This window comes from Actinopolyspora xinjiangensis (assembly GCF_900104475.1).
In the GTDB taxonomy this organism is placed as follows: domain Bacteria; phylum Actinomycetota; class Actinomycetes; order Mycobacteriales; family Pseudonocardiaceae; genus Actinopolyspora; species Actinopolyspora xinjiangensis.
The window spans coordinates 223,519-246,762 of sequence record NZ_FNJR01000007.1; the positions used below are offsets into that span (position 1 = coordinate 223,519).

General features: G+C 70.4%; 23 protein-coding genes. 6 read left to right on the forward strand and 17 right to left on the reverse strand.

Translation table 11 applies throughout. The features are described 5' to 3' along the window. Window positions 1-41 precede the first annotated feature (41 nt). Window positions 42-254 (forward strand): DUF6104 family protein, encoded by a 213-nt coding sequence (locus tag BLQ75_RS12775; RefSeq protein ID WP_092601917.1) that lies wholly within the window; start codon window positions 42-44, stop codon window positions 252-254. 340 nt (window positions 255-594) lie between these two features. On the opposite strand, the gene BLQ75_RS23060 is transcribed toward BLQ75_RS12775, so the two are convergent. Both BLQ75_RS23060 and BLQ75_RS24490 read right to left on the reverse strand, forming a co-directional pair. Further along, on the reverse strand, window positions 595-912 hold the full coding sequence (locus BLQ75_RS23060; protein ID WP_170837461.1) for a hypothetical protein: 318 nt from the start codon (window positions 910-912) through the stop codon (window positions 595-597). Between the two features lie 144 nt (window positions 913-1,056). Then, window positions 1,057-1,188 carry a hypothetical protein gene (locus BLQ75_RS24490; protein ID WP_280137839.1) on the reverse strand — a complete coding sequence of 44 codons (132 nt, stop codon included), beginning with the start codon at window positions 1,186-1,188 and terminating at the stop codon, window positions 1,057-1,059. Window positions 1,189-1,851: 663 nt separating this feature from the next. On the opposite strand from BLQ75_RS24490, the gene tdh reads away from it, so the two are divergent. The 3 genes from tdh to BLQ75_RS12795 are packed head-to-tail and all read left to right on the forward strand — an operon-like array spanning window position 1,852 to window position 4,985. Then, a complete protein-coding gene (gene tdh / locus BLQ75_RS12785) occupies window positions 1,852-2,883 on the forward strand; it encodes an L-threonine 3-dehydrogenase (protein ID WP_092601921.1) in 1,032 nt (343 codons plus the stop codon). 3 nt (window positions 2,884-2,886) lie between these two features. After that, entirely contained in the window at window positions 2,887-4,089 is a 1,203-nt protein-coding gene (locus BLQ75_RS12790; protein ID WP_092601923.1) for a glycine C-acetyltransferase, read from the forward strand. Further along, entirely contained in the window at window positions 4,086-4,985 is a 900-nt protein-coding gene (locus BLQ75_RS12795; protein WP_092601925.1) for a LysR family transcriptional regulator, read from the forward strand. Before BLQ75_RS12790 ends, BLQ75_RS12795 begins: the two co-directional genes overlap by 4 nt. 65 nt (window positions 4,986-5,050) lie before the next feature. On the opposite strand, the gene BLQ75_RS12800 is transcribed toward BLQ75_RS12795, so the two are convergent. The 7 genes from BLQ75_RS12800 to hutH form a co-directional block, all read right to left on the reverse strand. Further along, complete coding sequence (locus BLQ75_RS12800; protein WP_092601927.1) at window positions 5,051-6,514, reverse strand: aldehyde dehydrogenase family protein; 1,464 nt, start codon at window positions 6,512-6,514, stop codon at window positions 5,051-5,053. 126 nt (window positions 6,515-6,640) lie between these two features. Continuing rightward, window positions 6,641-7,105, reverse strand: coding sequence for an Asp23/Gls24 family envelope stress response protein (locus tag BLQ75_RS12805; RefSeq protein ID WP_092601929.1), 465 nt, complete (start codon window positions 7,103-7,105; stop codon window positions 6,641-6,643). Window positions 7,106-7,319: 214 nt separating this feature from the next. After that, window positions 7,320-8,489: an imidazolonepropionase gene (hutI, locus tag BLQ75_RS12810; protein ID WP_092601931.1), complete on the reverse strand. Its 1,170-nt coding sequence runs from the start codon at window positions 8,487-8,489 to the stop codon at window positions 7,320-7,322. Between the two features lie 73 nt (window positions 8,490-8,562). Then, complete coding sequence (locus BLQ75_RS12815) at window positions 8,563-9,885, reverse strand: formimidoylglutamate deiminase (protein ID WP_092602061.1); 1,323 nt, start codon at window positions 9,883-9,885, stop codon at window positions 8,563-8,565. A 38-nt stretch (window positions 9,886-9,923) separates the two neighbouring features. Then, a complete protein-coding gene (locus tag BLQ75_RS12820) occupies window positions 9,924-11,123 on the reverse strand; it encodes an allantoate amidohydrolase (protein WP_092601933.1) in 1,200 nt (399 codons plus the stop codon). Between the two features lie 148 nt (window positions 11,124-11,271). Further along, window positions 11,272-12,927, reverse strand: coding sequence for a urocanate hydratase (hutU, locus tag BLQ75_RS12825; protein ID WP_092601935.1), 1,656 nt, complete (start codon window positions 12,925-12,927; stop codon window positions 11,272-11,274). Further along, window positions 12,924-14,516: a histidine ammonia-lyase gene (hutH, locus tag BLQ75_RS12830; RefSeq protein ID WP_092601937.1), complete on the reverse strand. Its 1,593-nt coding sequence runs from the start codon at window positions 14,514-14,516 to the stop codon at window positions 12,924-12,926. Before hutH ends, hutU begins: the two co-directional genes overlap by 4 nt. 146 nt (window positions 14,517-14,662) lie before the next feature. Here hutH and BLQ75_RS12835 point away from each other — a divergent pair, with 146 nt between their 5' ends. Beyond that, window positions 14,663-15,502 carry an IclR family transcriptional regulator gene (locus BLQ75_RS12835; RefSeq protein ID WP_092601939.1) on the forward strand — a complete coding sequence of 280 codons (840 nt, stop codon included), beginning with the start codon at window positions 14,663-14,665 and terminating at the stop codon, window positions 15,500-15,502. A 272-nt stretch (window positions 15,503-15,774) separates the two neighbouring features. Here BLQ75_RS12835 and BLQ75_RS12840 read toward each other — a convergent pair whose 3' ends face one another. From BLQ75_RS12840 to BLQ75_RS12875, 8 genes are all read right to left on the reverse strand, one after another. After that, complete coding sequence (locus tag BLQ75_RS12840) at window positions 15,775-16,110, reverse strand: hypothetical protein (RefSeq protein WP_092601941.1); 336 nt, start codon at window positions 16,108-16,110, stop codon at window positions 15,775-15,777. Beyond that, window positions 16,110-16,451: a hypothetical protein gene (locus BLQ75_RS12845; RefSeq protein WP_092601943.1), complete on the reverse strand. Its 342-nt coding sequence runs from the start codon at window positions 16,449-16,451 to the stop codon at window positions 16,110-16,112. Before BLQ75_RS12845 ends, BLQ75_RS12840 begins: the two co-directional genes overlap by 1 nt. Window positions 16,452-16,632: 181 nt before the next feature. After that, entirely contained in the window at window positions 16,633-16,980 is a 348-nt protein-coding gene (locus BLQ75_RS12850; protein ID WP_092601945.1) for a hypothetical protein, read from the reverse strand. Between the two features lie 150 nt (window positions 16,981-17,130). Further along, window positions 17,131-17,493, reverse strand: coding sequence for a hypothetical protein (locus BLQ75_RS12855; RefSeq protein ID WP_092601947.1), 363 nt, complete (start codon window positions 17,491-17,493; stop codon window positions 17,131-17,133). A 314-nt stretch (window positions 17,494-17,807) separates the two neighbouring features. After that, complete coding sequence (locus tag BLQ75_RS12860) at window positions 17,808-18,689, reverse strand: ABC transporter substrate-binding protein (protein ID WP_092601949.1); 882 nt, start codon at window positions 18,687-18,689, stop codon at window positions 17,808-17,810. Further along, window positions 18,686-19,384 (reverse strand): ABC transporter permease subunit, encoded by a 699-nt coding sequence (locus BLQ75_RS12865; protein ID WP_092602065.1) that lies wholly within the window; start codon window positions 19,382-19,384, stop codon window positions 18,686-18,688. Before BLQ75_RS12865 ends, BLQ75_RS12860 begins: the two co-directional genes overlap by 4 nt. Beyond that, complete coding sequence (locus BLQ75_RS12870) at window positions 19,381-20,055, reverse strand: ABC transporter permease (protein WP_092601951.1); 675 nt, start codon at window positions 20,053-20,055, stop codon at window positions 19,381-19,383. The genes BLQ75_RS12865 and BLQ75_RS12870 overlap by 4 nt, the downstream gene beginning before the upstream one ends. Then, window positions 20,052-21,164 carry an ABC transporter ATP-binding protein gene (locus tag BLQ75_RS12875; RefSeq protein ID WP_092602063.1) on the reverse strand — a complete coding sequence of 371 codons (1,113 nt, stop codon included), beginning with the start codon at window positions 21,162-21,164 and terminating at the stop codon, window positions 20,052-20,054. Before BLQ75_RS12875 ends, BLQ75_RS12870 begins: the two co-directional genes overlap by 4 nt. 359 nt (window positions 21,165-21,523) lie before the next feature. On the opposite strand from BLQ75_RS12875, the gene BLQ75_RS12880 reads away from it, so the two are divergent. Beyond that, window positions 21,524-23,071 carry a bis-aminopropyl spermidine synthase family protein gene (locus BLQ75_RS12880; protein ID WP_092601953.1) on the forward strand — a complete coding sequence of 516 codons (1,548 nt, stop codon included), beginning with the start codon at window positions 21,524-21,526 and terminating at the stop codon, window positions 23,069-23,071. The last annotated feature ends 173 nt before the right edge of the window (window positions 23,072-23,244 follow it).

The following is a 23,244-nucleotide window of genomic DNA, read 5'->3' on the forward strand; positions in this document are numbered from 1 at the left end:
TATCCCCTGCACGGGAACGCGAGACGGTTAGGAGAAGCGACGTGTATTTCACCGATCGTGGTCTCGAGGAGCTGGAGGAACGGCGCGGCGACGAGCGGGTGAACCTGACCTGGTTGGCCGACCGGATGCGCGCCTTCGTCGATGCGAACCCGGAGTTCGAGGACGCCGTGGACCGGCTGGCGACTTTCCTCGCCAGGGACGAGGGCGAGGAGGAGTCCGGCGAGGAGAAGTTCAGCGAGGCGCTGGAGAGCTGAAGACGGTGGGGCCGCCGCCCGAGCGCTCTGGTTGTTCGGGCCGGCTGGACCGCGCCCGCCGCTCCGCTCCCGCAGAGACGGGAGCAGGGGAGTTCTCAGCGGACGAGTTCCCGCGCGAGGAGCGATCCCGCGGGCACCGCCGATCCACGCGGCGGAGCGAGGGCTCCCCGGTTCGGGAGCGATGACGCACCCCACCGAGACGTGATGGACGGTCGAGGTCGCGGCGGAGCACCGGCTGGCTCCGCCGCGACCTCCGAAAGAGCCGGGCATCCGTTATCCTGCCGATCACCTCCTGCCACAGACAGCTACCTTCGGTTCATGCCAGCGCAGTATTTGCCACTCAAAAACGAACGCTGCGGAAGCCGGGAACCTCGGTCCGCTTACCGGGGCCCAGTACCAGCAGAAGCTCCCCGTTGCAATTCGGCAGGGCATACACTTCCGCCGAGGAATCGGTCTCGTTCCACATCTCCCCCGAAGCGCTCGTGTCGTAACAACCTTCAGGATTGCGAAATATTATCAGGTGACCATCACGATTCGAATAGACGAAGTCGCCGACAGCCGCGTGAGCGACCCCCGGAAACACCATGATCACACAAACAAGCAGAGCACGAACCGAGAACGACGAACGCGGTGGCATCACTCCGTTGTCAGCGCCCATCCGCGAAGACACGAACGATCACACCATCCCAGCACGAGCGATATTTCCTTTCGTCGCGACGACCTCGAAAAACTCGAATCTTGGTGAAACCTCCCGGACGAAACACGCCCACCGGAAGAAACACCGCACCCCGAGAACAACTCGTCACGCCTCGAAACTCTCGAAGTACACCGCAGGTGGAGGCACCGATTCTCCCGGTGCGACCTTGTACACGATTTGTCCCTTGCAGCCGGCCGAACTGTAGAGCGTCACCACCCCCAACGTTCTGTTGTTCATATACCTTCCGTCCGGAGTGTCATAGCACCCGTTGGGATTCTCGACCCTGTGCCAGTCACCGTGGCTGTCCCCCCACAGGACGACTCCCGGGGCCGCCGCGGCCGGACCGGCCATGACAGCCGCCCCGACCGCCATGGCAACAGCACTCAACACCACACCGAAACGCTTCACAACACACCTCTATCCATGTCGATTCGACGGAATTCCCGCCGAAATCTAATCTAGCGAAAGCCATGGAACTCCGACAATCACTCAGCGGAGTGAGACCCCAACAGAAAAAGCTTCAGAAAACTTCCCCGAAAGATGGAGCCACCCCTGAAAGAATTATTTCGATCACTCACGGGCGCAACAAAAACAGAATCGAATTCTTTTACGGCGATCCGGAAAACACGAAAACAATACCGATACTCCCTCGTCACGGCGACGTCCACACGTACGGAGCGGTGAACACGGCACGACCGGACCGGCTCGACCTCGCCCGCGAGATCCGCGCTGTGCAGCACGGCTTATCAGCCTGTGCGGAAAGTCCCGCTGGACCACCGCCGGGCACGGGTAGACAATCCCGTTCGGCGATCCCGACGCGCCCACCCGCGCGTCGGCGCGGACCGCGGCGCCCCACGGGCCAACAGCCCCCGCCGGATCGCCAACGGAATTGGAGGAACCGTGCGAGCACTGGTGAAACCCACCGCCGGTCCGGGCCTCGAGATGACCGAGGTCCCCGACCCGGAACCGGGCGCGCGGGACGTGGTCCTCAAGGTCCTGCGCACTGGCATCTGCGGCACCGACCTGCACATCGACGCCTGGGACGAGTGGGCCGCATCGAACATCACGCCGCCGCTGATCGCGGGGCACGAGTTCGTGGGAGAGGTCGTCGAGGTCGGTGCGGGAGTGCGGCAGGTCGCGGTCGGCGACCTGGTCAGCGGCGAGGGGCACGTGGTGTGCGGCCGGTGCCGCAACTGCCTGGCGGGCAGGCGCCACCTGTGCGCCGACACCAAGGGACTGGGGGTGCACTACGACGGCGCGTTCGCCGAGTACGCCGTGCTCCCCGAGGCCAACTGCTGGGTGCACAACCAGAGCATCGACCACGACGTCGCCGCGATCTTCGACCCCTTCGGCAACGCCGTGCACACCGCGCTGAGCTTCCCCGTCGTGGGCGAGGACGTGCTCATCACCGGTGCGGGCCCCATCGGGCTGATGGCGGCGAGCGTGGCACGGCACGCGGGCGCCCGGCACATCCTGATCACCGACGCCAGTGAGTACCGGCTGGAGCTGGCGCGCCGGATCGGGGTCGACTTCGCCATGAACGTGGCCGAGCACGACCTGGCCGACGTGCAGGAACGATTGGACATGACGGAGGGCTTCGACGTCGGCATGGAGATGTGCGGCCAGCCCGCCGCGCTGCGTGACATGATCGCGAACATGGCCCACGGCGGTCGCATCGCCATGCTCGGCCTGCCCGCCGAGAGCTTCGGGATCGACTGGAGCTCCGTGGTGCTCAAGATGCTGACCATCAAGGGCATCTACGGCAGGGAGATGTTCGAGACCTGGTACTCGATGTCGGTGCTGCTCGAATCGGGTCTGGACCTGACGCCGGTGATCACTCACCGGTTCGCCCCCGGCGACTTTCAGAAGGCCTTCGACACTGCCCGACAGGGGCAGTGCGGCAAGATCATCCTGGATTGGACGGTGGAGTAGCCGATGTTCGGCAAAGCTGCCGAGGAACTGCGTGGCAGGCTGGACGAGATCCGGTCGGCCGGGCTGTACAAGCGGGAACGCGTCCTCGAAACGCCGCAGCGGGCGCGCGTGGGGGTGGACACCGGGGCGGACACCGGTGAGGTGCTCAACCTCTGCGCCAACAACTACCTGGGCCTGGCCGACCACCCGAAACTGGTGGAGGCCGCCAAGAGCGCGCTGGACGAGTGGGGCCTCGGCATGGCCTCCGTGCGATTCATCTGCGGCACCCAGGCCCCGCACAAGGAGCTGGAACGACGGCTGTCGGACTTCCTGGGAACCGGCGACACCATCCTGTACAGCTCGTGCTTCGACGCCAACACGGGGCTGTTCGAGAGCCTGCTCGACGAGCAGGACGTGATCATCTCCGACGAGCTCAACCACGCGAGCATCATCGACGGAGTCCGGCTGTGCAAGGCCGGACGCGCGCGCTACGGCAACCGGGACATGGCCGATCTGGAGCGCAAACTCGTCGAGCACGCCGATGCCCGCTACCGGTTGATCGTCACCGACGGCGTGTTCTCCATGGACGGCTACCTGGCCCCGCTGGACGAGATCTGCGAACTGGCCGAGCGCCACGACGCGATGGTCATGGTCGACGACTCGCACGCGGTGGGCTTCCTCGGTCCCAACGGCGCGGGCACCCCGGAGCTGTTCGGCGTCACCGACCGGGTGGACATCGTCACGGGCACGCTCGGCAAGGCGCTGGGCGGCGCCAGCGGCGGCTACGTGGCGGCCTGGCCGGAGATCGTGGAGCTGCTGCGGCAGCGCTCCCGGCCGTACCTGTTCTCCAACTCGCTGGCCCCGCCGATCGTGGCCTCCGCGCTGGCCGCGCTGGACCTCGTCGGATCGGAACCGGGGCTGCGGGAGCGGTTGCGTTCCAACAGCGAGCTGTTCCGCGACAGGATGAGCGCTGAGGGCTTCGACCTGCTGCCCGGGGAGCACCCGATCATCCCGGTGATGATCGGCGACGCGGCCGAGGCCACCCGAATGGCCGACCTGCTGCTCGACGAGGGGGTCTACGTCATCGGGTTCTCCTACCCGGTGGTGCCGCACGGCAAGGCGCGTATCCGGACCCAGATGTCGGCGGCATTGACCTCGGAAGACGTCGAGAGGGCCGTCACCGCGTTCGTCCGGGCCCGGGAGAGGGCCGGTAAGCTGGCCGAGTGATTGACCCGCGTCGACTGACCGTACTGCGCGCACTGGCCGACCACGGCACGGTGCGCGCGGCGGCCGAGACGCTGTACCTCACTCCGTCGGCGGTCTCCCAGCAGCTGACCGCCCTGGAGCAGGAGGCGGGCCAGGCACTGCTGACCCGCAGGGGAAGACGGGTAGAGCTGACCGCCGCCGGTGAACTCCTGGCGGAGCACGCGAAGGTCGTGCTGGCCGAGGTGGAACGCGCCGAGGCCAGCATGGCCGCCCACGCCACCGGGGCGGTGGGGCGTGTCGGGGTCGCCTCGTTCGCCTCCGCCATCACCCGGGTGGTGGCGCCGTGCATCACCGCGCTGCGCTCCACCGCCCCCGGGGTGACGGTGCTGGTGCGCGATGCCGAGGCGCACGACAGCCTCCTACTGCTGCTGTCCGGCGAGACCGACGTCGCGATCTCGATGGAGTACGGCGCGACCGCGCAGTCGGACGAGCACCGCCTGACCAGGTATCCGCTCTACACCGAACCGTTCGACGCGGTGCTGCCACCGCACCACCCGCTCTGCGGGCGAACCAGCGTGGGCCTGGCCGACATCGGCGAGTCGGACTGGATCGCACCGTTGCCGGGCAACCCCTGCCGAGAGGTCGCGCAAACCTGCTTCGCCGACGCCGGGTTCGCGCCACGCATCACGCACACCTCGGACGACTTCCACGCGGTGGTGGCCCTGGTCGCCGCCGGAACCGGGGTGGCGCTGGTGCCGCGCAGCGCGATCCCGGCCGAGCACGGCGCCGCGGTGCGCCCGCTGCACGAGCGGATCCCCACCAGGCGGGTCTTCGCGGCGGTACGGCGCGGCAGGGAGGAGCACCCGCTGCTGCGGCGGGTGCTGGACACGCTGCTCGGCTGCTCGGAGGAGCTCTAGGAGGCGCCCCCTCCGCCCGGCGGCGTCGCCGGAGCACGGCACCCGACGACGCCGAAGAGACGAGGTCAGAACGGGTAGCGCGCCTGCCGCTCGCGGAAGGTGACCCATCGGGTGTCGGTGAACGCCTCCACCCCGCTGCGTCCGCCGAAGTGCCCGAACCCGGAGTCCTTGACCCCGCCGAACGGCGCCTGGGGCTGGTCACCGATCGACTGGTCGTTGATGTGGAAGATGCCGGTCTCGACCCGTCGCGCGATCTCCCAGCCCTTGCGGGTGTCGGCCGTGATCACCCCGCCGGTCAGGCCGTACGGCGTGTCGTTGACGATCCCGATCGCCTCCTCGACGGACTCGTAGCCGAGCACGGTGGTGACCGGCCCGAAGATCTCCTCCGAGTAGATGCGCTGCTCCGGGGTGACCTCGCTGAGCACCGTCGGCCGGTACATCGCGCCCTCGGGCGCCTGACCCCCGCAGTGCGCCACCGCTCCCCCCGCGAGTGCGTCGTCGACCAGCGAGGCGATCCGCCGCGCGGCGGCCTCGTCGATCACCGGGCCGATCACGGTGTTCGGATCGCGAGGGTCACCGAAGGGCAGCTCCGCGACCTTCTTGCCCAGCCGGTCGGTGAACTCGGCACGCATCGCCTCGGGCACCAGCACCCGGTCGGCGGACATGCAGATCTGCCCCGCGTTCATGAACGCGCCGAAGGCGACCGCGTCCACCGCGTAGTCCGGGTCGGCGTCGTCGAGTACCAGCACCGAGTTCTTGCCGCCCAGTTCCAGCACGGCGGGCTTGAGGTGGCGCGCCGCCTCGATGCCGATGGAACGGCCGACCTCGGTGGAGCCGGTGAAGTTGACCCGGCGGACGCGGCGGTCGGCGATCAGGGCGTTGCCGATCTCGGCGCCGTCCGCGCTGTCGTTGGTGATCACGTTGAGCACCCCGTCCGGCAGCCCCGCCTCGCGGAGGACCTCCGCCAGCCAGAGGCCCGCCGTCAGCGGGGCCTGCTCGCTCGGCTTGAGCACCACCGTGTTGCCCATGGCCAGCGCGACGGCGAACGAGCGCGTGCCGAGGATCAGCGGGGCGTTCCACGGCGCGAACGCGGCGACCACCCCGGCGGGCTGCCGCAGCGCGAAACTCCACTCGTCGGGATCGGAGGAGGTCAGGACCTCGCCACGGGGGCCGGTCGTGGCGGCTGCGGCCTCCCGCAGGATGTCGGCCGCCAGCTCGGCGTTGAACATCGCCCACGGCCGGGTGCCGCCGACCTCGCCGGCCATCAGCTCCACGGCCTGTTCGGTGCGCTGGGTCAGCAGGTCCGCGGCCCGCAGCAGGATCTCCCTGCGCCGCGGCGCTCCGGTGCGCGACCACTCCTCGAACGAGGCGGCGGCGGCATCCACCGCCTCGGTGACGTCGGAGACCGAGGCCGCGGCGACGGTGGCGAACACCTCGCCGGTCCGGGGATCGGTGTCGGTGGTTCTGCGGCCCGTCGCCGCATCCCGGAACTCGCCCCCGATGATCAGTTGTCGTTGCACAGGCGCCATCGCCGCTCGCTTTCGTCGAAACCTTCCACCGCATAACACCACCGGCACGCGGGCTCGCGCATCCTCCGCGCCGCCGTCGCTGCCCGTTCGCAGCACGGTGTGCGCACTCCGGCCGAAAGCGTCCGGTCACTCGACCCGTGACGGGGCCGACTCGGTCTCGTCCTCCTCCGAGGGCAGGCGAACGTCGTCGACGTCGATGTTGACCTCGAGTACCTCCAACCCGGTCATGCGCTCCACGGCGTCGATCACCTTCCGCCGCACGCCCCTGGTGACGTCTACTATGGACAGCCCGTATTCCACCACGATGTCCAGGTCCACGGCGGCCTGCTTCTCACCGACCTCGACCCGCACACCCGAGACCGTGGAAGTTCCCCCGCCGGGAACGCGTTCCCGCAACGCGCCGAAGGCCCTGGAGACACCGCCTCCCATCGCGTGAACACCGGGCACCTCCCGAGTCGCGAGCGCCGCGATCTTCTGCACCACCGATGCCTCGATGCTGGTCCTGCCCCGCGAGGGCTCTCCTTCCGGGATCTCGGCCCGGACGGGCTGCCGGGACGAATCCTCCGCCGATCCGGTGTCGTCCTGTGCCATGTGCCGGTTCCTTTCGCCTGGGGTGATTCGCGACCGCTCGTCACCCGCCGTGTCCCTGCCCCGCCCTCGGACGGCCCCTTACACAGACGGGTGTCCCGCGAGTATGCCCCATTCCGCCCGACTCCGACGGCGAGCTCGCCGGGCCCGGCGGTATCCCCTTATCGCCCGGCATCCCGGCTGGTCCCGGTTCAGGGCATCACGGCGACTGAGTCGATCACGCAGAACGGTCCACCCGGCGGCCCGCCTTCCAGACCCGGTGAGTGAGCGGCACTCCGGGGCGGTAGGCGAGCCAGGACGCGGCGGGGGCGTCCAGGGCGTGCACGTCGGCGCGGGCGCCCGGCCGCAGCACCCCGAGCGCACCCTCCCCCCGGTCACGGCCGAGCGCCCGCGCGCCCGCCCGCGTAGCGGCGTAAACCGCTTCGGAGACGGTCATCCGCAGCTGCAGTACCGCCGTGGCCACGCAGAACGCCATCGAGGAGGTGTAGGACGAGCCCGGATTGCAGTTGGTGGCCAGCGCCACCTTCGCACCGGCGTCGAGCAGTTCCCTGGCCGGTGGAAGCGGCTGTCGGGTGGACAGGTCGCAGGCGGGCAGCAAGGTCGCCACGGTGTCCGAACCGGCGAGCGCGTCGACGTCCTCGGCGGTGAGGTGGGTGCAGTGGTCCACGCTGGCCGCCCCCAGCTCCACCGCGAGCGCCACGCCGGGCCCCGGTTCGAGCTGATTGCCGTGCACCCGCAGGCCGAGGCCCCGCTCACGGGCCGCCAGCAGCACCCGGCGGGACCGCTCGGCGTCGAAGGCCCCGCGTTCGCAGAACACGTCGCACCAGGACACGTACGGGGCGACGGTGTCGAGCATCGGCCCGCACACCAGGTCCAGGTAGTCGTCGGCATCCCGATCCGGGGGGACGAGGTGGGCGCCGAGGTAGGTGACCTCCTCCGCCTCGATCGAGGCGATGCGCGCGGCGCGCAGCTCGTCCTCGACGGTGAGGCCGTAACCGGTCTTGGTCTCCAACGAAGTGGTTCCCTGCGCGGCGGCCTCGGCCACGTGTGCGCGCAGGTTGGCGGCCAGCCGCTCGTCGTCGGCCGCGCGGGTGGCGCGCACCGTCTCGGCGATACCACCCGCCCGATAGGGTTCGCCCGCCATCCGGGCGGCGAACTCGGCGGTGCGGTCACCCGCGAAGACCAGGTGGGTGTGGCTGTCGACCCAGCCGGGCAGCACGGCGCGCCCTCCCAGGTCGACGCGGTGGTCGGCCTGCGGGGCCCGCTCGGCCGCTCCGACCCAGGCCACGCGCTCCCCCTCGAACACCAGGGCCGCGCCGGTCAGCGTCCCCAGCTCCTCGTCGTTGGTGGTCAGTTCGGAGATTCCGGTGACAACAGTGGAGTTCATCGGCCTTTCACCATCCGGGTGCTGTTCGTGGGTCTCAGTGGGAAACGGCTCGGCGACCGCGAGAACCCGGCGGTCACGAGTCGTCGAGCAGCTCCCGGACGCTTTCGCGCAACGTGCCCGCCACGTCCGGCATGCCCTGGTGAATCCCCTCGCGAACCACCCGCCTGCCGTCTACGACGACCTCCCGCACGTCCCCGGCACCGGCGGCCAGCACCGCGCCACGCACGGGAACCCCGGCCATGCGCGGGTCGTCCAGCGAGAGCGTCACCAGGTCGGCACGAGCACCGAGCTCGATGCTGCCCGCGTCGGGCCAGCCCAGCGCTCGGTGCCCGGTAGCGGTGGCCATCATCGTGAGCTCCTCCGGGGAGAAGTGACCGCGCACCTCGCTGCGCAGCCGCATCCCGGATTCCACGGCACGGGCCTCGACGAACGGGTCGATCACCGAATGCCCGTCACTGCCCAGCGACAACGGGCACCCGGCCACCGCCAGCTCGTCGGCGGGGCCTATCCCGTCGGCGAGGTCCGCCTCGGTGGTGGGGCACAGGCACACCCCCGCGCCGCCGCGCCCCAGCCTGGCGACGTCCCCCGCCGCCAGTCGCGTGGCGTGCACGGCGATGGTGCCGGTGCGCAGGACGCCCTCCTCCTCCAGCAGCTGGGTCGGAGTCCGGCCGTGCACCGCCAGACAGGCGTCGTTCTCCGCTCGCTGCTCGGACAGGTGAACGTGCAGCGGCACTCCCCTGGTCCGGGCGAACTCCCGCACCACCGGCATGGCGCTTCTGGGAACCGCACGCACCGAGTGCAGCGCAGCAGCGGTGATCACGCCTTCGCGCTGCTCGTCGAACTCGCTCACCCGCTCGGCCCACGACTCGGCGGTCCCGTCGGAGAACCTGGTCTGCACTCCTTCCGCCGGGGGGCCGAACCCACTGCTGAGATAGCAGGTGTCCAGCAGCGTCAGCCTGATCCCCGCGTCGCGGGCGGCCGCCACGAGCGCGGCGCTCATCGCGTTGGGATCGTCGTAGCGCTGCCCTCCCCGCCCGTGGTGCAGGTAGTGGAACTCGCCGACGGCGGTGAACCCCGCCGAGACCATCTCCGCGTAGACCCCGCGCGCCAGCCGGTAGTAGCTGTCCGGGTCCAGGCGGTCGGCCACGCGGTACATGTGGTCCCGCCAGGTCCAGAACGTGCCACGCTGGTCCGCCCCCCTGCCGCGCAGCGCCCGGTGGAAGGCGTGCGAGTGCACGTTGGCAGCACCGGGCAGGGTCAGCCCCCGCAGTCGGCGGGTGTCCGGCGGCGGCTCGACAGCCGGAGTCACGCCGGTGATCCGCGCACCGTCGGTCTCGATCAGCACGTCAGGGACGGGGCCTTCCGGCAACCACGCCCACTCGCACCAGTAGGACATCCGTGTCGGCAGCTCCTCTCCTGTCCCGGGGTCCACCGTCATCGGCTCCACCGCCGCAGCACCGTGGCGAGCGCCTCGGCGCCCGCGTCACAGTCGGCCGGTTCGGCGTACTCCTCCGGAGCGTGGCTGACGCCGGTCGGGTTGCGCACGAACAACATGCCGGTGGGGATCCGCGCGGCGAGCACCCCGGCGTCGTGCCCGGCCCCCGTGGGCAGTTCCGGCGCGGCCAGCATCCCGGTGAGCTCGTCGCGCAGCGGCCCGTCGAAGGACACCGTGTCCGAGTAGGACTCCTCGGACGAGAGCACCTCGCACCCCTCCTCGACCGCCAGCGCCTCCGCGCGGTACCGGAGTTCCTCGACCATCCCCCTGGTGTCGGCGTCGCTGTGGGCGCGGGCGTCCAGCCAGAGGTCGACCGAGGCCGCGATCACGTTCGTCCCCGACGGCACTGGCCGGATGCGGCCGACGGTGGCCCTGGCGTCGTCGTAGCGGGCCGCGGTGCGGCGCGCCTCTGACACCAGCAGGGAGGCGGGCAGCATCGGGTCCCTGCGGTCGTCCAGCGGGGTGGCTCCGGCGTGGTTTCCCTGCCCGGTGAAGCGGAAGCGCCAGCGCCCGTGGGCGAGGATCGAGGAGGCGACGCCGAGGGGGCGCTGGCGGTGCACCAGCCCCCGGCCCTGTTCCACGTGCAGTTCGACGAACCTGGCTATCCGAGGAAGGCTGGTCCGGTCCGGTCCGGCGTGCTCCGGATCGACCCCGGCTGCGCGCATCGCCTCGGCCAGACTCGTCCCGGACTCGTCCCGCAGCCCGAGCGCTCGCTCCGGCGCCACCGTTCCGGTGGCCAGGCCGGACCCCAGGCAAGGAATCCCGAAGCGTCCGCCCTCCTCCTCGGCGAAGACCACCAGCGCCAGCGGCCGTCGGGGGCGGAACCCCTCGGCACGCAGTCGGTCCACTGCGGATAGGGCGCTGACCACGCCCAGCGGCCCGTCGAACTCGCCCCCGCCCGGAACGGAGTCGAGGTGACTTCCGGTAGCGACGGCGCCGTCACCGGGAGCGGGCCACCAGGCCCAGATGTTGCCGTTGCCGTCGGGCAGGACCTCCAGTCCCCGACGGGTGGCCTGTTCGACGAACCACTCCCGCAGCTCGAGTTCGCAATGTTCGAAGACGTGGCGGGAGTAACCACCGCGCTCGCGGTCACGGCCGACCCGCCGGATATCGGCCAGCAGTTCACTCGGCGAGGGCACTCGTCCCCTCCGTTCGCTCGGTCCGCACCGGAGCCCTCCTCCGGGCGGAGTTCTCGGATGCCGGCCCGGTCCGCTGCGCGATCCCCTCGGGAAACCCGACGGCGGAGCGGATCGGCACCGCGACGACGGCCTCTCGGGAGATCGCGGTTCAGCCGAGGCGCGGAACACGGACCCCGCGCTGGTCGGCCACCTCCCGCGCCCGCTCGTAGCCCGCGTCGACGTGGCGCATCACCCCGATGCCGGGGTCGTTGGTCAACACGCGCCGCAGCTTGCGCTCGGCCAGTTCGGAGCCGTCGGCGACGATCACCTGCCCCGCGTGCAGCGACTTCCCGATGCCGACCCCGCCTCCGTTGTGGACCGACACCCACGTCGCCCCGGAAGCCGTGTTGACCAGGGCGTTGAGCAACGGCCAGTCCGCCACGGCATCGGAACCGTCGGCCATCCCCTCGGTCTCGCGGTAGGGCGAGGCCACCGATCCGGTGTCCAGGTGGTCCCTGCCCAACACCACGGGAGCCCGCAACTCGCCGGAGGCCACCATCTCGTTGAACCGCACCCCCGCCAGCTCCCGCTGGCCGTAGCCGAGCCAGCAGATCCGGGCGGGCAGGCCCTGGAACGAGACCCGTTCCCCGGCCATCCTGATCCAGCGGGCCAGGTGCTCGTCCTCGCCGAACAGCTCCAGGATCGCCCGGTCGGTGGCGGCGATGTCGGCCGGGTCTCCGGACAGCGCCGCCCACCGGAACGGCCCCTTGCCCTCGCAGAACTGCGGCCGGATGTAGGCGGGCACGAAACCCGGGTAGTCGAAGGCGCGTTCGCAGCCCGCCGTCCGGGCCTCCCCGCGCAGCGAGTTGCCGTAGTCGAACACCTCGGCGCCCGCGTCGAGGAAACCGACCATCGCCTCGACGTGCCGGGCCATGGACTCCCTGGCGCGGGCGGTGAACTCCTCCGGAGCTCGGGCGGCGTAGTCGGCCCACTCCGCCGTGGAAACCCCCACCGGCAGGTACGACAGCGGGTCGTGCGCCGAGGTCTGGTCGGTGACGATGTCCACCTCGGCCCCGCGCCGCAGCAGCTCGGGCAGCACCTCGGCCGCGTTGCCGATCACCCCCACCGAACGGGCCTCGCGGCGTTCCCGGGCCGACTCGGCACGTTCGAGCGCGTCGTCGAGGTCGTCTGCCACCTCGTCGAGATAGCCGTGCCGGACCCTGCGGTGCGCGCGGTCGGCGTCGCACTCCACGACCAGGGCCACCCCCTCGTTCATGGTCACCGCCAGCGGCTGGGCGCCTCCCATGCCACCGAGACCGGCCGTGACGGTGAGCGTTCCGGCCAGTGTCCCGCCGAAGCGCTTCGCTGCCACCGCCCCGAACGTCTCGTAGGTGCCCTGCAGGATTCCCTGCGTCCCGATGTAGATCCAGGAACCCGCGGTCATCTGGCCGTACATGGTCAGTCCCAGCGAGTCGAGCCTGCGGAACTCCGGCCAGTTCGACCAGTCCCCCACCAGGTTGGCGTTGGCGATCAGCACCCGGGGCGCCCACTCGTGGGTGCGCACCACACCGACGGGTTTGCCGGACTGCACCAGCAGGGTCTCGTCCTCGGCCAGCCCGGTCAGCTCGCGCACGATCGCGTCGTAACTGGGCCAGTCGCGGGCGGCCCTGCCGGTACCGCCGTAGACCACCAGGTCCTCCGGGCGTTCGGCCACCTCGGGGTCCAGGTTGTTGCGCAGCATGCGCAGCGGTGCTTCGGTACTCCAGCTCCGCGCGGTCGGCTCGGTGCCGCGCTGGGCTCGTACGGTGCGACTTCCGGTTGTCACGAGTGACCTCCGAGGACGGGATCGACGTGTTCGGCCGCCACCCGGTGGACCTCACCGGAGGCGAGCAGCTGCTCGGCGGCCCGAATCTGGGGGGCGACGTGCTCGTCCGGTCCGGGACCGGACACGTGGGTACGCAGCAGGTCGCGCACGGCCCCGGTGGCCGGGGCCGCCTCCAACGGCGCGCGCAGGTCGAGCGCGCGGGCGGCGGTCAGCAACTCGACGGCCAGCACCGTGCGCAGCCCGGACACGGCGGTGCGCAGCTTGCGGGCGGCCGACCAGCCCATGGACACGTGGTCCTCCTGCATCGCGCTGGTCGGAATGGAATCGACCGAGGCGGGGCTCGCCGAGCGCTTGAGATCGGTGACCACCCCTGCCTGGGTGTAGTGCGCGATCATGTAGCCCGAGTCCACCCCGGGGTCGTCGGCCAGGAAGGCCGGCAGACCCTGCGAGCGGGCGACGTCGAGCATCCGGTCGGTGCGGCGCTCGGCGATGCTCGCGACGTCGGCCAGCGGGATCGCGAGGAAGTCGAGCGCGTGCGCCAGCGGCGCGCCGTGGAAGTTGCCGTTGGACTCCACGCGCCCGTCGTCGAGCACCACGGGGTTGTCGATCGCGGCGGCGAGCTCGCGTTCGGCGACGGTGGCGGCGTGCTCGACCGTGTCGCGCGCGGAACCGTGCACCTGGGGCGAGCAGCGCATCGAGTAGGCGTCCTGCACCCGAGTGCAGTCGGGGCCGCGATGGCTGGCCACCACGGGCGAGTCGGCGAGCAGGGCGCGCATCCGCGCGGCCGAGCGGGCCTGCCCCGGATGCGGCCGCAGCGCCTGCAGGTCGGCCGCGAACGCGCGGTCGGTGCCCAGCAGGGCCTCGACGCTCATGGCGGCCGTGACGTCGGCGACGTCGACCAGTTCGGACAGGTCGCGCAGCGCCAGCACCAGCATCCCCAGCATGCCGTCTGTGCCGTTGGTCAGCGCGAGTCCTTCCTTCTCGGCCAGCGTGACCGGCTGGATACCCGCCTCGGACAGCGCCTCGGCGGCGGGCCTGCGCGCTCCCGACGCGTCGAACACCTCGCCCTCGCCGGTCAGCGCCAGCGCGACGGCGGCCAGCGGGGCGAGGTCGCCGGAACAGCCCAGCGAACCGTACTCGTGGACCACCGGGACGATGCCGGAGTTGAGCAGCGCGGCCAGCGCGTGCGCGGTCTCCGGACGCACCCCGGTGCGCCCGGTGGCCACGGTGTGCAGCCGCAGCAGCATCAGCGCGCGCACCACCTCCGGCTCCACCGGGTCGCCCGCCCCGGCGGCGTGGGAGCGCACGAACGAGGCCTGCAGCGCTGCCCGGCGTTCCGGCGGGATGTGGCGGACGGCCAGCGCACCGAATCCGGTGGAGACACCGTAGGTGGGTTGTTCGGCGGCGGCGAGGGTGTCGATGTGCTTGCGGGTGTCGCCGATGCCCTGCTCGGCCCCCTCCGAGAGCCGCACGCTCGCACGTCCCCGCGCCACCGCGGCCACCTGTTCGAAGGTGAGCGGTTCGGGGCCCACCTCCGTCGTTCCCGAAACCTGGTACTGGGTGGCCGGATGCTCGACGTTGTACCGCATGGGTCCATCCCATCGCGGTGGGAGCGCGCCGGAAAGCCGGGATACGGTGTTCGTGTCTGGGATTTCAGACATCCCCGTCCGAGTGAGCCGGGTGTGCCGGCCAGGACGCCCGCTCGGCGGGGAGCGGCCGCGTTCGGGGAGGGATCTTGGGCTCCAGCAGCGACGTGCCCGCGCTGCGACGTGGGCTCGCGGTGTTGCGCGTTCTGGCCGCGCGCCCCGGCCCCGTGTCGGCGGCGGTGATCGCGCGGGAGCTGGAGCTGCCGCGCTCCACGACGTACCACCTGCTCGCGGAGCTGACCGAGGCCGGTTTCGTGACCCACCTGCCGGAGGAGCGGCGCTACGGGCTGGGAGTGGCCAGCTTCGAGCTGGGCTCGGCATACCTGCGGCACGAACCGCTGGAGCGGCTCGCCGGACCGCTGCTGCGCGAACTGGTCGACCGGGTGGGTGACAACGCGCATCTCGGGGTGCTGCACGGCAACGAGCTGCTCTACCTGATCAAGGAACGACCCTCCCGACCGCGGACGCTGGTCACCGACGTGGGGGTGCGGCTGCCCGCGCAGCTGACCGCCTCCGGCAGGGCGATGCTGGCGCACCTGCCGCGCAATCAGGTCCGGGCGCTGTTTCCCAGGGCGGACAGTTTCGTGCTGCGCACGGAGCGGGGGCCGCGTGATCTTCCGGAGCTGCGACGACTGCTCGCGCGGGAGTACCGGGCGGGCTGGTCGGTGGAGGACGGTCAGATCACCGAGGGGTTCGCCTCGGTGGCGTGCGCGGCGTTCGACCACGGCGGGCGTCCCACCGCCGCGATCAGCGTCACCATGCGGCACCACTGCGAACCGGTCGAGGCGACCGCGGCGGAGAACGGGCGATCCCGTTCACCCTGCGGGGAGAGCTGGCCGGAACTGGCCCGGCTGGTGCGCGCCACCGCCGACGAGCTGACCAACCGGATAGGCGGGCGGACCGGCCGAGAAGGCAGAGCTCGCGGCTGACGATCGGCCATCCGATCGGCCGACCGGCGCGAGGTGTGGGCACCGACCCGTGCCCCAGCAACGCTGCCGGCGTGCCATCCGGCTCGTGCGCGACGCCGTGTCAGGCGATGTAGCCGTCCGGCCGGACGAGCGTGGCTCCGCTCGGCGGTAGTCCGTAGGCACCCCGGGGCAGGGGCGGGCGTCCGGCCACGCGGGCAGGTGAGCCCCGAGGGTGATCCGGGAAGCGATCAGCCGATCGTCGATTCCGGAGCGTTCCGGAACTCGGCAGCGCACTACCGCCCGTCCTCGGCGAACCGGAATCTCGTCGGAGAGGGTGGGCCGTACCGGTGGCGGTGCCGGAGCAGCAGCGCGAAGTAGCCGATGATGCCCGCGACCGCGAGAAGGCCCAGTGCCTTCGCCCCCTGACCGGGCAACATCAGGTTGACACCGTTCAGCGCGATCATCAGCCCGAGCAGCAGCTGGTTGCGCCCGGCCGCGCGACTCGCGGGTGTACCGCGCCCCCAGGGGAGTACCGCTACCCTGCCGGTCCAGCCCAGGATCCCGAACAACACGGCCACGGCACTGCCGACCCATCCGACCGCCAGGGAAACGATCAGGAACCAGTCCATCAGCCCGCCAATCGTTTCGAGGAATACCTCTCTCCCGGCCGCGGCCGGGGGCCGTACTTCCGACGGTGCACTATCGACAGGACGAGGAAACCGAACATGGTCACCGTCAACAGAGCGATCAGCGGACCGAAACCCGTGCCGGGCACGGCTCCCACGACCCCGTTCACTCCGATGATCAGGCCGAGCAGTATCTGGTTCCGGCCGCCCTCCCGGTTCGCCCGGGTCCAACGCGCCCAGGAACTGGCCGAGACCCTACCCATCCAGCCGAGCGCGCCGTAGATGACGAACATCGCGCCGACCAGCGGCGCGCCCACGAGGAACACGACATCGAAGGAGTCCATGACTCCGGGGTATCAGAGAACGATCGCCACTGTACCCGCTTCACGAAATCTCCACGACGGACCAAACCCGGCAGGCGAAGTATCTCCCACCGAAAAGTCCCCCGGGAGCCCCGGAGCCGAACACCATACGGCCAGACGGCCCGACGGATGGGTACGGATCCGACCGGCAGGAACCAGACCGTCACCCGGCCAGGCGCTTCGCCGCGTACGGGGAGAGAGATCCCGGCTGCGGCCGGGGGCCGTACTTGCGGCGGTGCAGCACCGACAGGGTGGCGAACCCGACCATGGCCACGGAGGCGACGACGGCCAGCGGAAGCGAAACAGGATAAGACACCGCTCCCGCGGCCCCGTTCGTCCCGATCAGCAGGCCGAGCAGCATCTGGTTCCGGCCGCCCTCCCGGTTCGCCCGGGTCCAACGCGCCCAGGAACTGGCCGAGACCCTACCCATCCAGCCGAGCGCGCCGTAAACCATGATCGTCGAACCGCCGAGCAACGCGATCACGAACAGCAGGACATTGAACGACTCCATGAGTCAGCGATACCAAACAACCGGCCCCGTTGTCCGCCGTTTCGCGGAATCTCCACAGCGGATTCCCCAGGACGTCCGAAAGTTCCGCTTCCGCACAGCGCCCTGGGGCGCGCAGCGCTCGGGAAACGGGAGCCGCCTGGAACCGGTCCGCTATTCCACTACGCGCTTCGAGGAATACCGTTCTCCGGGGCGCGGCGGCGGGCCGTACCGCCCGCGGTCTCGGAGCCCCCGGACCAGACAACCGAGCGCGGCCACGAGAGCGACGGCGGACAACAGCAGCGAGACGATCCCCGACAGCACGGATCCGCTCACCGAAAGCACAGAAGCGGAACCACCGGCACCGAGCATGGTGCCCAGCAGAACCAGATTACGACCGCTGTCACGGTTCGCCGAGGTCCCGCGTTCCCAGGACCCCACAGCGGTCCACTCCGCCCAACCGAGCAGACCGGCGACCACCACCAAGACGCTGCCGGGCAGCAGAAGCACGAGCGCCACGATTTCGAGCGGATCCATGAGACAGCCTTATCAGAACTCGACAGTCGGCGGGTCCGGCGGCCCGGAATCTCCACAACGGACCCACTCGAACGTCCGAAAGACAGTGCGCGAAGAGCTCGGCTCCGGCGTCCACGTGCGTCTCGGTCGCACAGCTGTTTCGCGCACTCGGTGCGAGATCGCGCGACGCGCGGAATTACGTCGGCCACCACCCCCGGAACCACCACCGACGTCGTGACGCCGACCGGAGGGCCCGCACGGGATCGGGACGCCCGTTCGGCGGAGACCAGGTTCCACCGGACGAGCGCCCCGATCACCGTAGCGGTGCGGCCCGGTCAGAGTTCCAATCCCGCCACGAACTCCTCGGCCAGATCCTTCGGATTGGCCTTGTCCACCGACATCCTCTTGTTCATGCGGGTGAGGTCCTCGGTGGTCAACCGCTCGGAAACCCTGTTGAGCACTTCGGCCCGCTCCTCGCTCAACGAACCCCGGTGCACCAGTGGCAGCACGTTCTGCGCCGGGAACATGCTCTTCGGGTCCTCCAGCGCCACCAGGTCGTCCCGGTCGATCGCGGCGGTGGTGCTGAACAGGTTCGCCACCTGGACGCGGCCGTCGTTGAGGGCGTTGACCCGGACGCTGCCCGCTTCCAGATTCCTGATGTCGGCGAAGGTGCAGCCGTACACCTCGGAGATGCGCTGCTTCCAGCGGGGCGCCCACTCCGACGGAGCTCCCAGCACCAGGTCACCGCACCGCGGCCCCAGGTCCGCCATGGAACGCAGCCCGCTGTCGGCGGTCTCGCGTGTCACGGTGAGCACGTCGGAGTTCTCCGCCGAGGAGTAGTCCAGCACGCGGAGTTCCTCCGGCAGCGCGTCCCGGAGCTCCCGGTAGATCCGCTCGGAACCGGTGGCCTCGGTGCCGTCGTCGAAGTGGCGCAGCAGGTTACCGGTGTACTCCGGGATCACCGAGACCTCGCCGTCACGCACCGCGTTGACGTAGACCTCGCGGGCGCCGATCCGCCCCTTCGTGGTGACCTCGGCACCGGTGCCGCGCAGCGCCTCGGCGTAGATCTCCATCAGCAGCTGGCTCTCGCTGAAGTTCGCCGAACCGACCACGATCGGTCCTCCGGAGTCCCCACCGGACTCGGTGGGGTCCGCGCACCCGGACAGCAGTCCCATGGCCGCCACCAGCGCGATCACCGGTGCGACGAGCCGCTTCATCGTTGTTCCCTCCTGCCTCGGGGCCCTGCCCCGGTCTCTGCGACGACGAGCATCACCCCGCGCGGTACGAGCAACCGGGTGAGTCCGGCCAGCACCAGGTCGACCAGCACGGCCAGCAGCGCGATCAGGATCGCGGCCGAGGCCATCTGGTCGTAGTGCCTGATCGCCTGCCCTTCGATGAGCAACTTCCCCAAACCGCCGAGCCCGACGTAGGCCGCTATCGCGGTCGTGGCCATGACCTGCAGCATCGCGTTGCGCACCCCGCCCATCAGCAGGGGCAGCGCGTTCGGGAGCTCGACCTGCCACAACCGCTGCGCCGAGCTCATCCCCATGCCCCTGGCCGCGTCGACCGCATCGGCGGGGACCGCGTTCACCCCCGCGTAGGTGCCCGACAGCACGGCCGGGAAGGCCAGCACCACCAGAGCGGCCAGCGCGGCGCTTCCCTGGTACAGCATCGCGAGGCCGGTGACCAGCCCCAGCGTGGGCAGGGCGCGCACGGCGTTGCCGAACGCCACCACGAGCACCGAACCGCGACCGGTGTGTCCGATGTAGAGGCCGAGCGGGATCGCGATCACGGCGGCGGCGCAGACCGCGAAGACGCAGTAGAGCAGGTGCAGCCAGCTCTGGCGCAGCACACCCTCACCACCGGTCCAGTGGGCCGGGTCGAGCAGCCACGCGGCTATTTCGCTGATCACGAGCCGATCACCGCCCGACCGGCGCGCTCCCAGGGCGTCAGCGAGCGCCACCCCACGACCAGCAGCAGGTCCACCAGCAGGGCCAGCAGCACCGTGAGCACGATCCCCACCGGAATCTGCACGAGATCCGGGCGCTCGAAACCGACCATGAACAGCCGTCCCAGACCGCCGCTGCCGACCAGCGCGCCCACGCTGACGAGGCTGATGTTGCTCACGGAGGCGACCCGCACCGCGGAGGTCAGCGCGGGCACCGCCAGCGGCAGCTCCACGGCGAGGAACCGACGGTGCGGCCGGTAGCCCATGGCCGTGGCGGCCACGGTGACGTGCGTGGGAACCGACTCCAACGCGTCGACCACCGGGCGCACCAGCAGTGCCGTCGTGTAGAGCGTCAGCGCGATGACGATGTTGACCGGAGATGTGTAACCGGTGCCGATGATGCCGGGCAGCAGTACGAACACCGCCAGCGAGGGGATGGTGTAGACGACTCCGGCGGTGCCGAGCAGCGCTCCCCGCAACCAGCGGACCCGCTGGGCGAGCCGACCCAGCGGCAGCGCCAGCGACACACCGGCGATCAGCGGGACCAGCGCGAGGTAGACGTGCTGGCCGAGTTGTTCCAGCAGCACCTCTCGGTTGGACGGGCTGGAGAGGTACCTGACCAGTTCGTCGATCAACGAAAAGCACCTTCGGACACCGCGGGATGCCGCCCGGACTCCAGGATCTCCAGCACCTGCCGGGCGGTGACCACGCCGAGGTAGACCCCGTCCTCGTCCACGACGACCCCCAGACCGGAAGGCGAGGACAGCGCGGCGTCCAACGCGCCCCGCAGCGGCGCGCCGCCGGTGTGCAGCGAACCGCCCGCGATCAGCTGGTCCTCGGTGAGCTGACCGTGGATGGTGGCCTCGGGTGGGAGCCAGCCGCGCGGCCGGTCGTGGGTGTCGAGCACCAGCACCCAACCGGCCTGGCTGGGCACGTCCGCGCTGGTGTCACCGATGCGGACGGTGTCGACCGAACCGGCCCGAAGCCCCGATGAGTCCACAAAGGACAGTCGCCTGTAGCCACGGTCGCGGCCGACGAACGAGGTCACGAAGTCGTCGGCCGGCTCGGCGAGCAGTTGTTCCGGGGGCGCGTACTGGGCGAGGTATCCGCCCTGCCGCAGTACCGCGACGTTCTCGCCGAGCTTGACCGCCTCGTCGATGTCGTGCGTGACGAACAGGACGGTCTTGCCCAGTTCGCCCTGCAACCGCAGCAACTCGTCCTGCAGTCCCTCCCGCACCACGGGGTCGACGGCGCTGAACGGCTCGTCCATCAGCAGCACGGGCGGGTCGGCGGCCAGCGCACGGGCGACCCCGACACGCTGCTGCTGCCCCCCGGAGAGCTGGGCGGGATAACGCTTGCCGATCTCGGAAGGCAACCCGACGCGTTCCAGCAGTCCCTCGGCCCTGCGTCGCGCCTCGCGCCTGCCGTGGCCGAACAACCTCGGCACGGTGGCCACGTTGTCCCGCACCGTCCGGTGCGGGAAGAGCCCGGCCTGCTGGATGACGTAACCGATGCCGCGGCGAAGCCGAGCCGGTTCCGAATCCCGGACGTCGCCACCGTCGAGCAGCACGGCGCCCGAGGAGGGTTCGATCATCCGGTTGACCATTCGCAGCAGCGTGGTCTTGCCACAGCCGGAGGGACCGACCAGCACGGTTACCGTGCCCGCCGGAACGGTCAGGCTCAACTCCTGCACGGCGACCGTGCCGTCGTCGTACTGCTTGCGCACGGACCGGAACTCGATCACCGAGCCCCCTCCCGGATCACCGACGGTCACTCGCCGACCGTCGCAAGCCTCGCCGAGCTTAACCCGATCAGCTGGCTCACGCGATGTAATGAGACTTACGCGTAATCACCACTCCGCCCTAGTGACAGAAATGAACCGAACGCACTCAGAGTCACTCACACGGGTGATGAGAACCGGGTCTTCCACCGGGAGGACGACGGGAGCTCCAGCCGAACGGCGAACCGGTCGGGAACGAACGGGGGTCCTCGGTGAGAAACACCGTCGAACCGGGCGCCGGGATGTGGGACGGCCGCGGATGTGCACAATTGGTCCAGCACCGCCGAACCGAACGAGGGCGGACACCGACAGCGGGACGGGACATGAGCACCCAGGTTGAGGTCGCCGCCGACTCCGGGGGAGTCGAGGCGGTTCGCGAGCGACTCCGACGCGAGGGCGCGCTCGCGCGCCCGCTGCGCCACGTCTTCACCCTGCTGGCCCGACAACCGCACTCGCTGTCGGAACTGGTGCGGATCTGCCGCACCCCGCGCCGAACGGTCGAGGAACTGATTCGCCTGGCGGGCGAGGACGTCGAGCACTGTCCGGACGGCTATCGACTGCGGGACTCGGTCCACGAGCTCTACCGGCGGCACGTCCGGCTGGACGTTCCCGAGCCCACCAGGACCGACGAGGAGGTCGAGCGGCTGCTGCGCGACTTCGTCGCCACCGGCCCCGCCCCCTGCGCCGCGCTGGACCACGTGACGGCCACCCCCGGGACCGCGCTGCGCCGGGCCGCGTGGCTGCGCGACAACTACGACCTCAGCCGGGCCCACCTGCTGCTGCTCGGCGACCACGACCTGACCTCGCTGGCCAGTTGCCTGTTGGTGCCGGAACTGCGGGTCACCGTGGTGGACCTGGACGAACGGATACTCGCCCACATCGACGGCATCGCCGCCGAGTACCGGCTCCCGGTGCACACCGTGCACGCCGATCTGCGGTTCGGGCTGCCACCGGCGCTCGTGGACGGATTCGAACTGGTCTTCAGCGACCCGCCCTACACCCCGGAGGGGATCGGGCTGTTCACCGCCCGAGCGGCGGAGGCCATGGCAGACGGCAACAGCAGGTTGCTGCTGGCCTACGGCTTCAGCTCCCGCACCCCCGCCCTGGGGCACAAGGTGCAGCAGGAACTGCTGCGCCTGGGCATGGTCTTCGAGAACATCGTCAGCGGGTTCAACGAGTACCACGGCGCGGAGGCCATCGGCGCGACGAGCGCGCTGTACGTGTGCCAGCCGACCGGGCGGGCCCACAAGTCCACCGGTGAACGGCAGGCGATCTACACCCACGGTCCGCAGTCGCTGGAGAGCGGCGGCGAACCTCCCGGAGCGGAGTTCCTGCGGGCGATCGGTGACACGCTCGGCAGCGAGGTGACCGAGCTGCGCTCGCCCGGATGGCAACGCCCGCTGCGCACCGCCGGAGCCGTCCCCGTATTCGATCTACGCGCCGACCCCGGACCGTGGCTGCTGCGCACGCTGCTGGCCTGCAACGCCGATCGGGCCGGATTCCTGGTCCCGAACCGACACCCCGACATCACCAGCGAACACGCGCAGCACTCGCTGCTGCGCCTGATGGGGGCCAAGTACCAGCTGTGCTTCCAGCGAGGCAAACCGGACGCCAACCACGCGCTCGTGGTCGCGGAGCGCAGCAAGCAGGGTGGCGGTGTCGCCGGGTACCTCTCGCACCGGGCGCACGGCAAGATCGGCAACATCTGGCGCGAGGCGCTGATCGCGAACTCCGAGACCCCGTTGACCAAGCGGGAGGCGCGGGAGCACGTCGAGGCGCTCGTAACCGACAGCGCGGACCTGGGACTGCGGCTGATCGACCTGCCCAGACACCGGTTGGACACGCTACTGCACACCGAGGCCGGGCAGTGATCTCCGCTCCCACGCGGTTTCCCGGCAGCTCTCGGAATCCACGACGCGCTGAAGCGGCCGGCACCCAAGCCGAGCCCACGCTCCGGCGCACCGCCAGGGGGACTCCCCGGATCGCCACGAGGACGTCGCCGGGATCGTGCCGACCGCTGCCCAACATCGTTCCCACGAGAGCC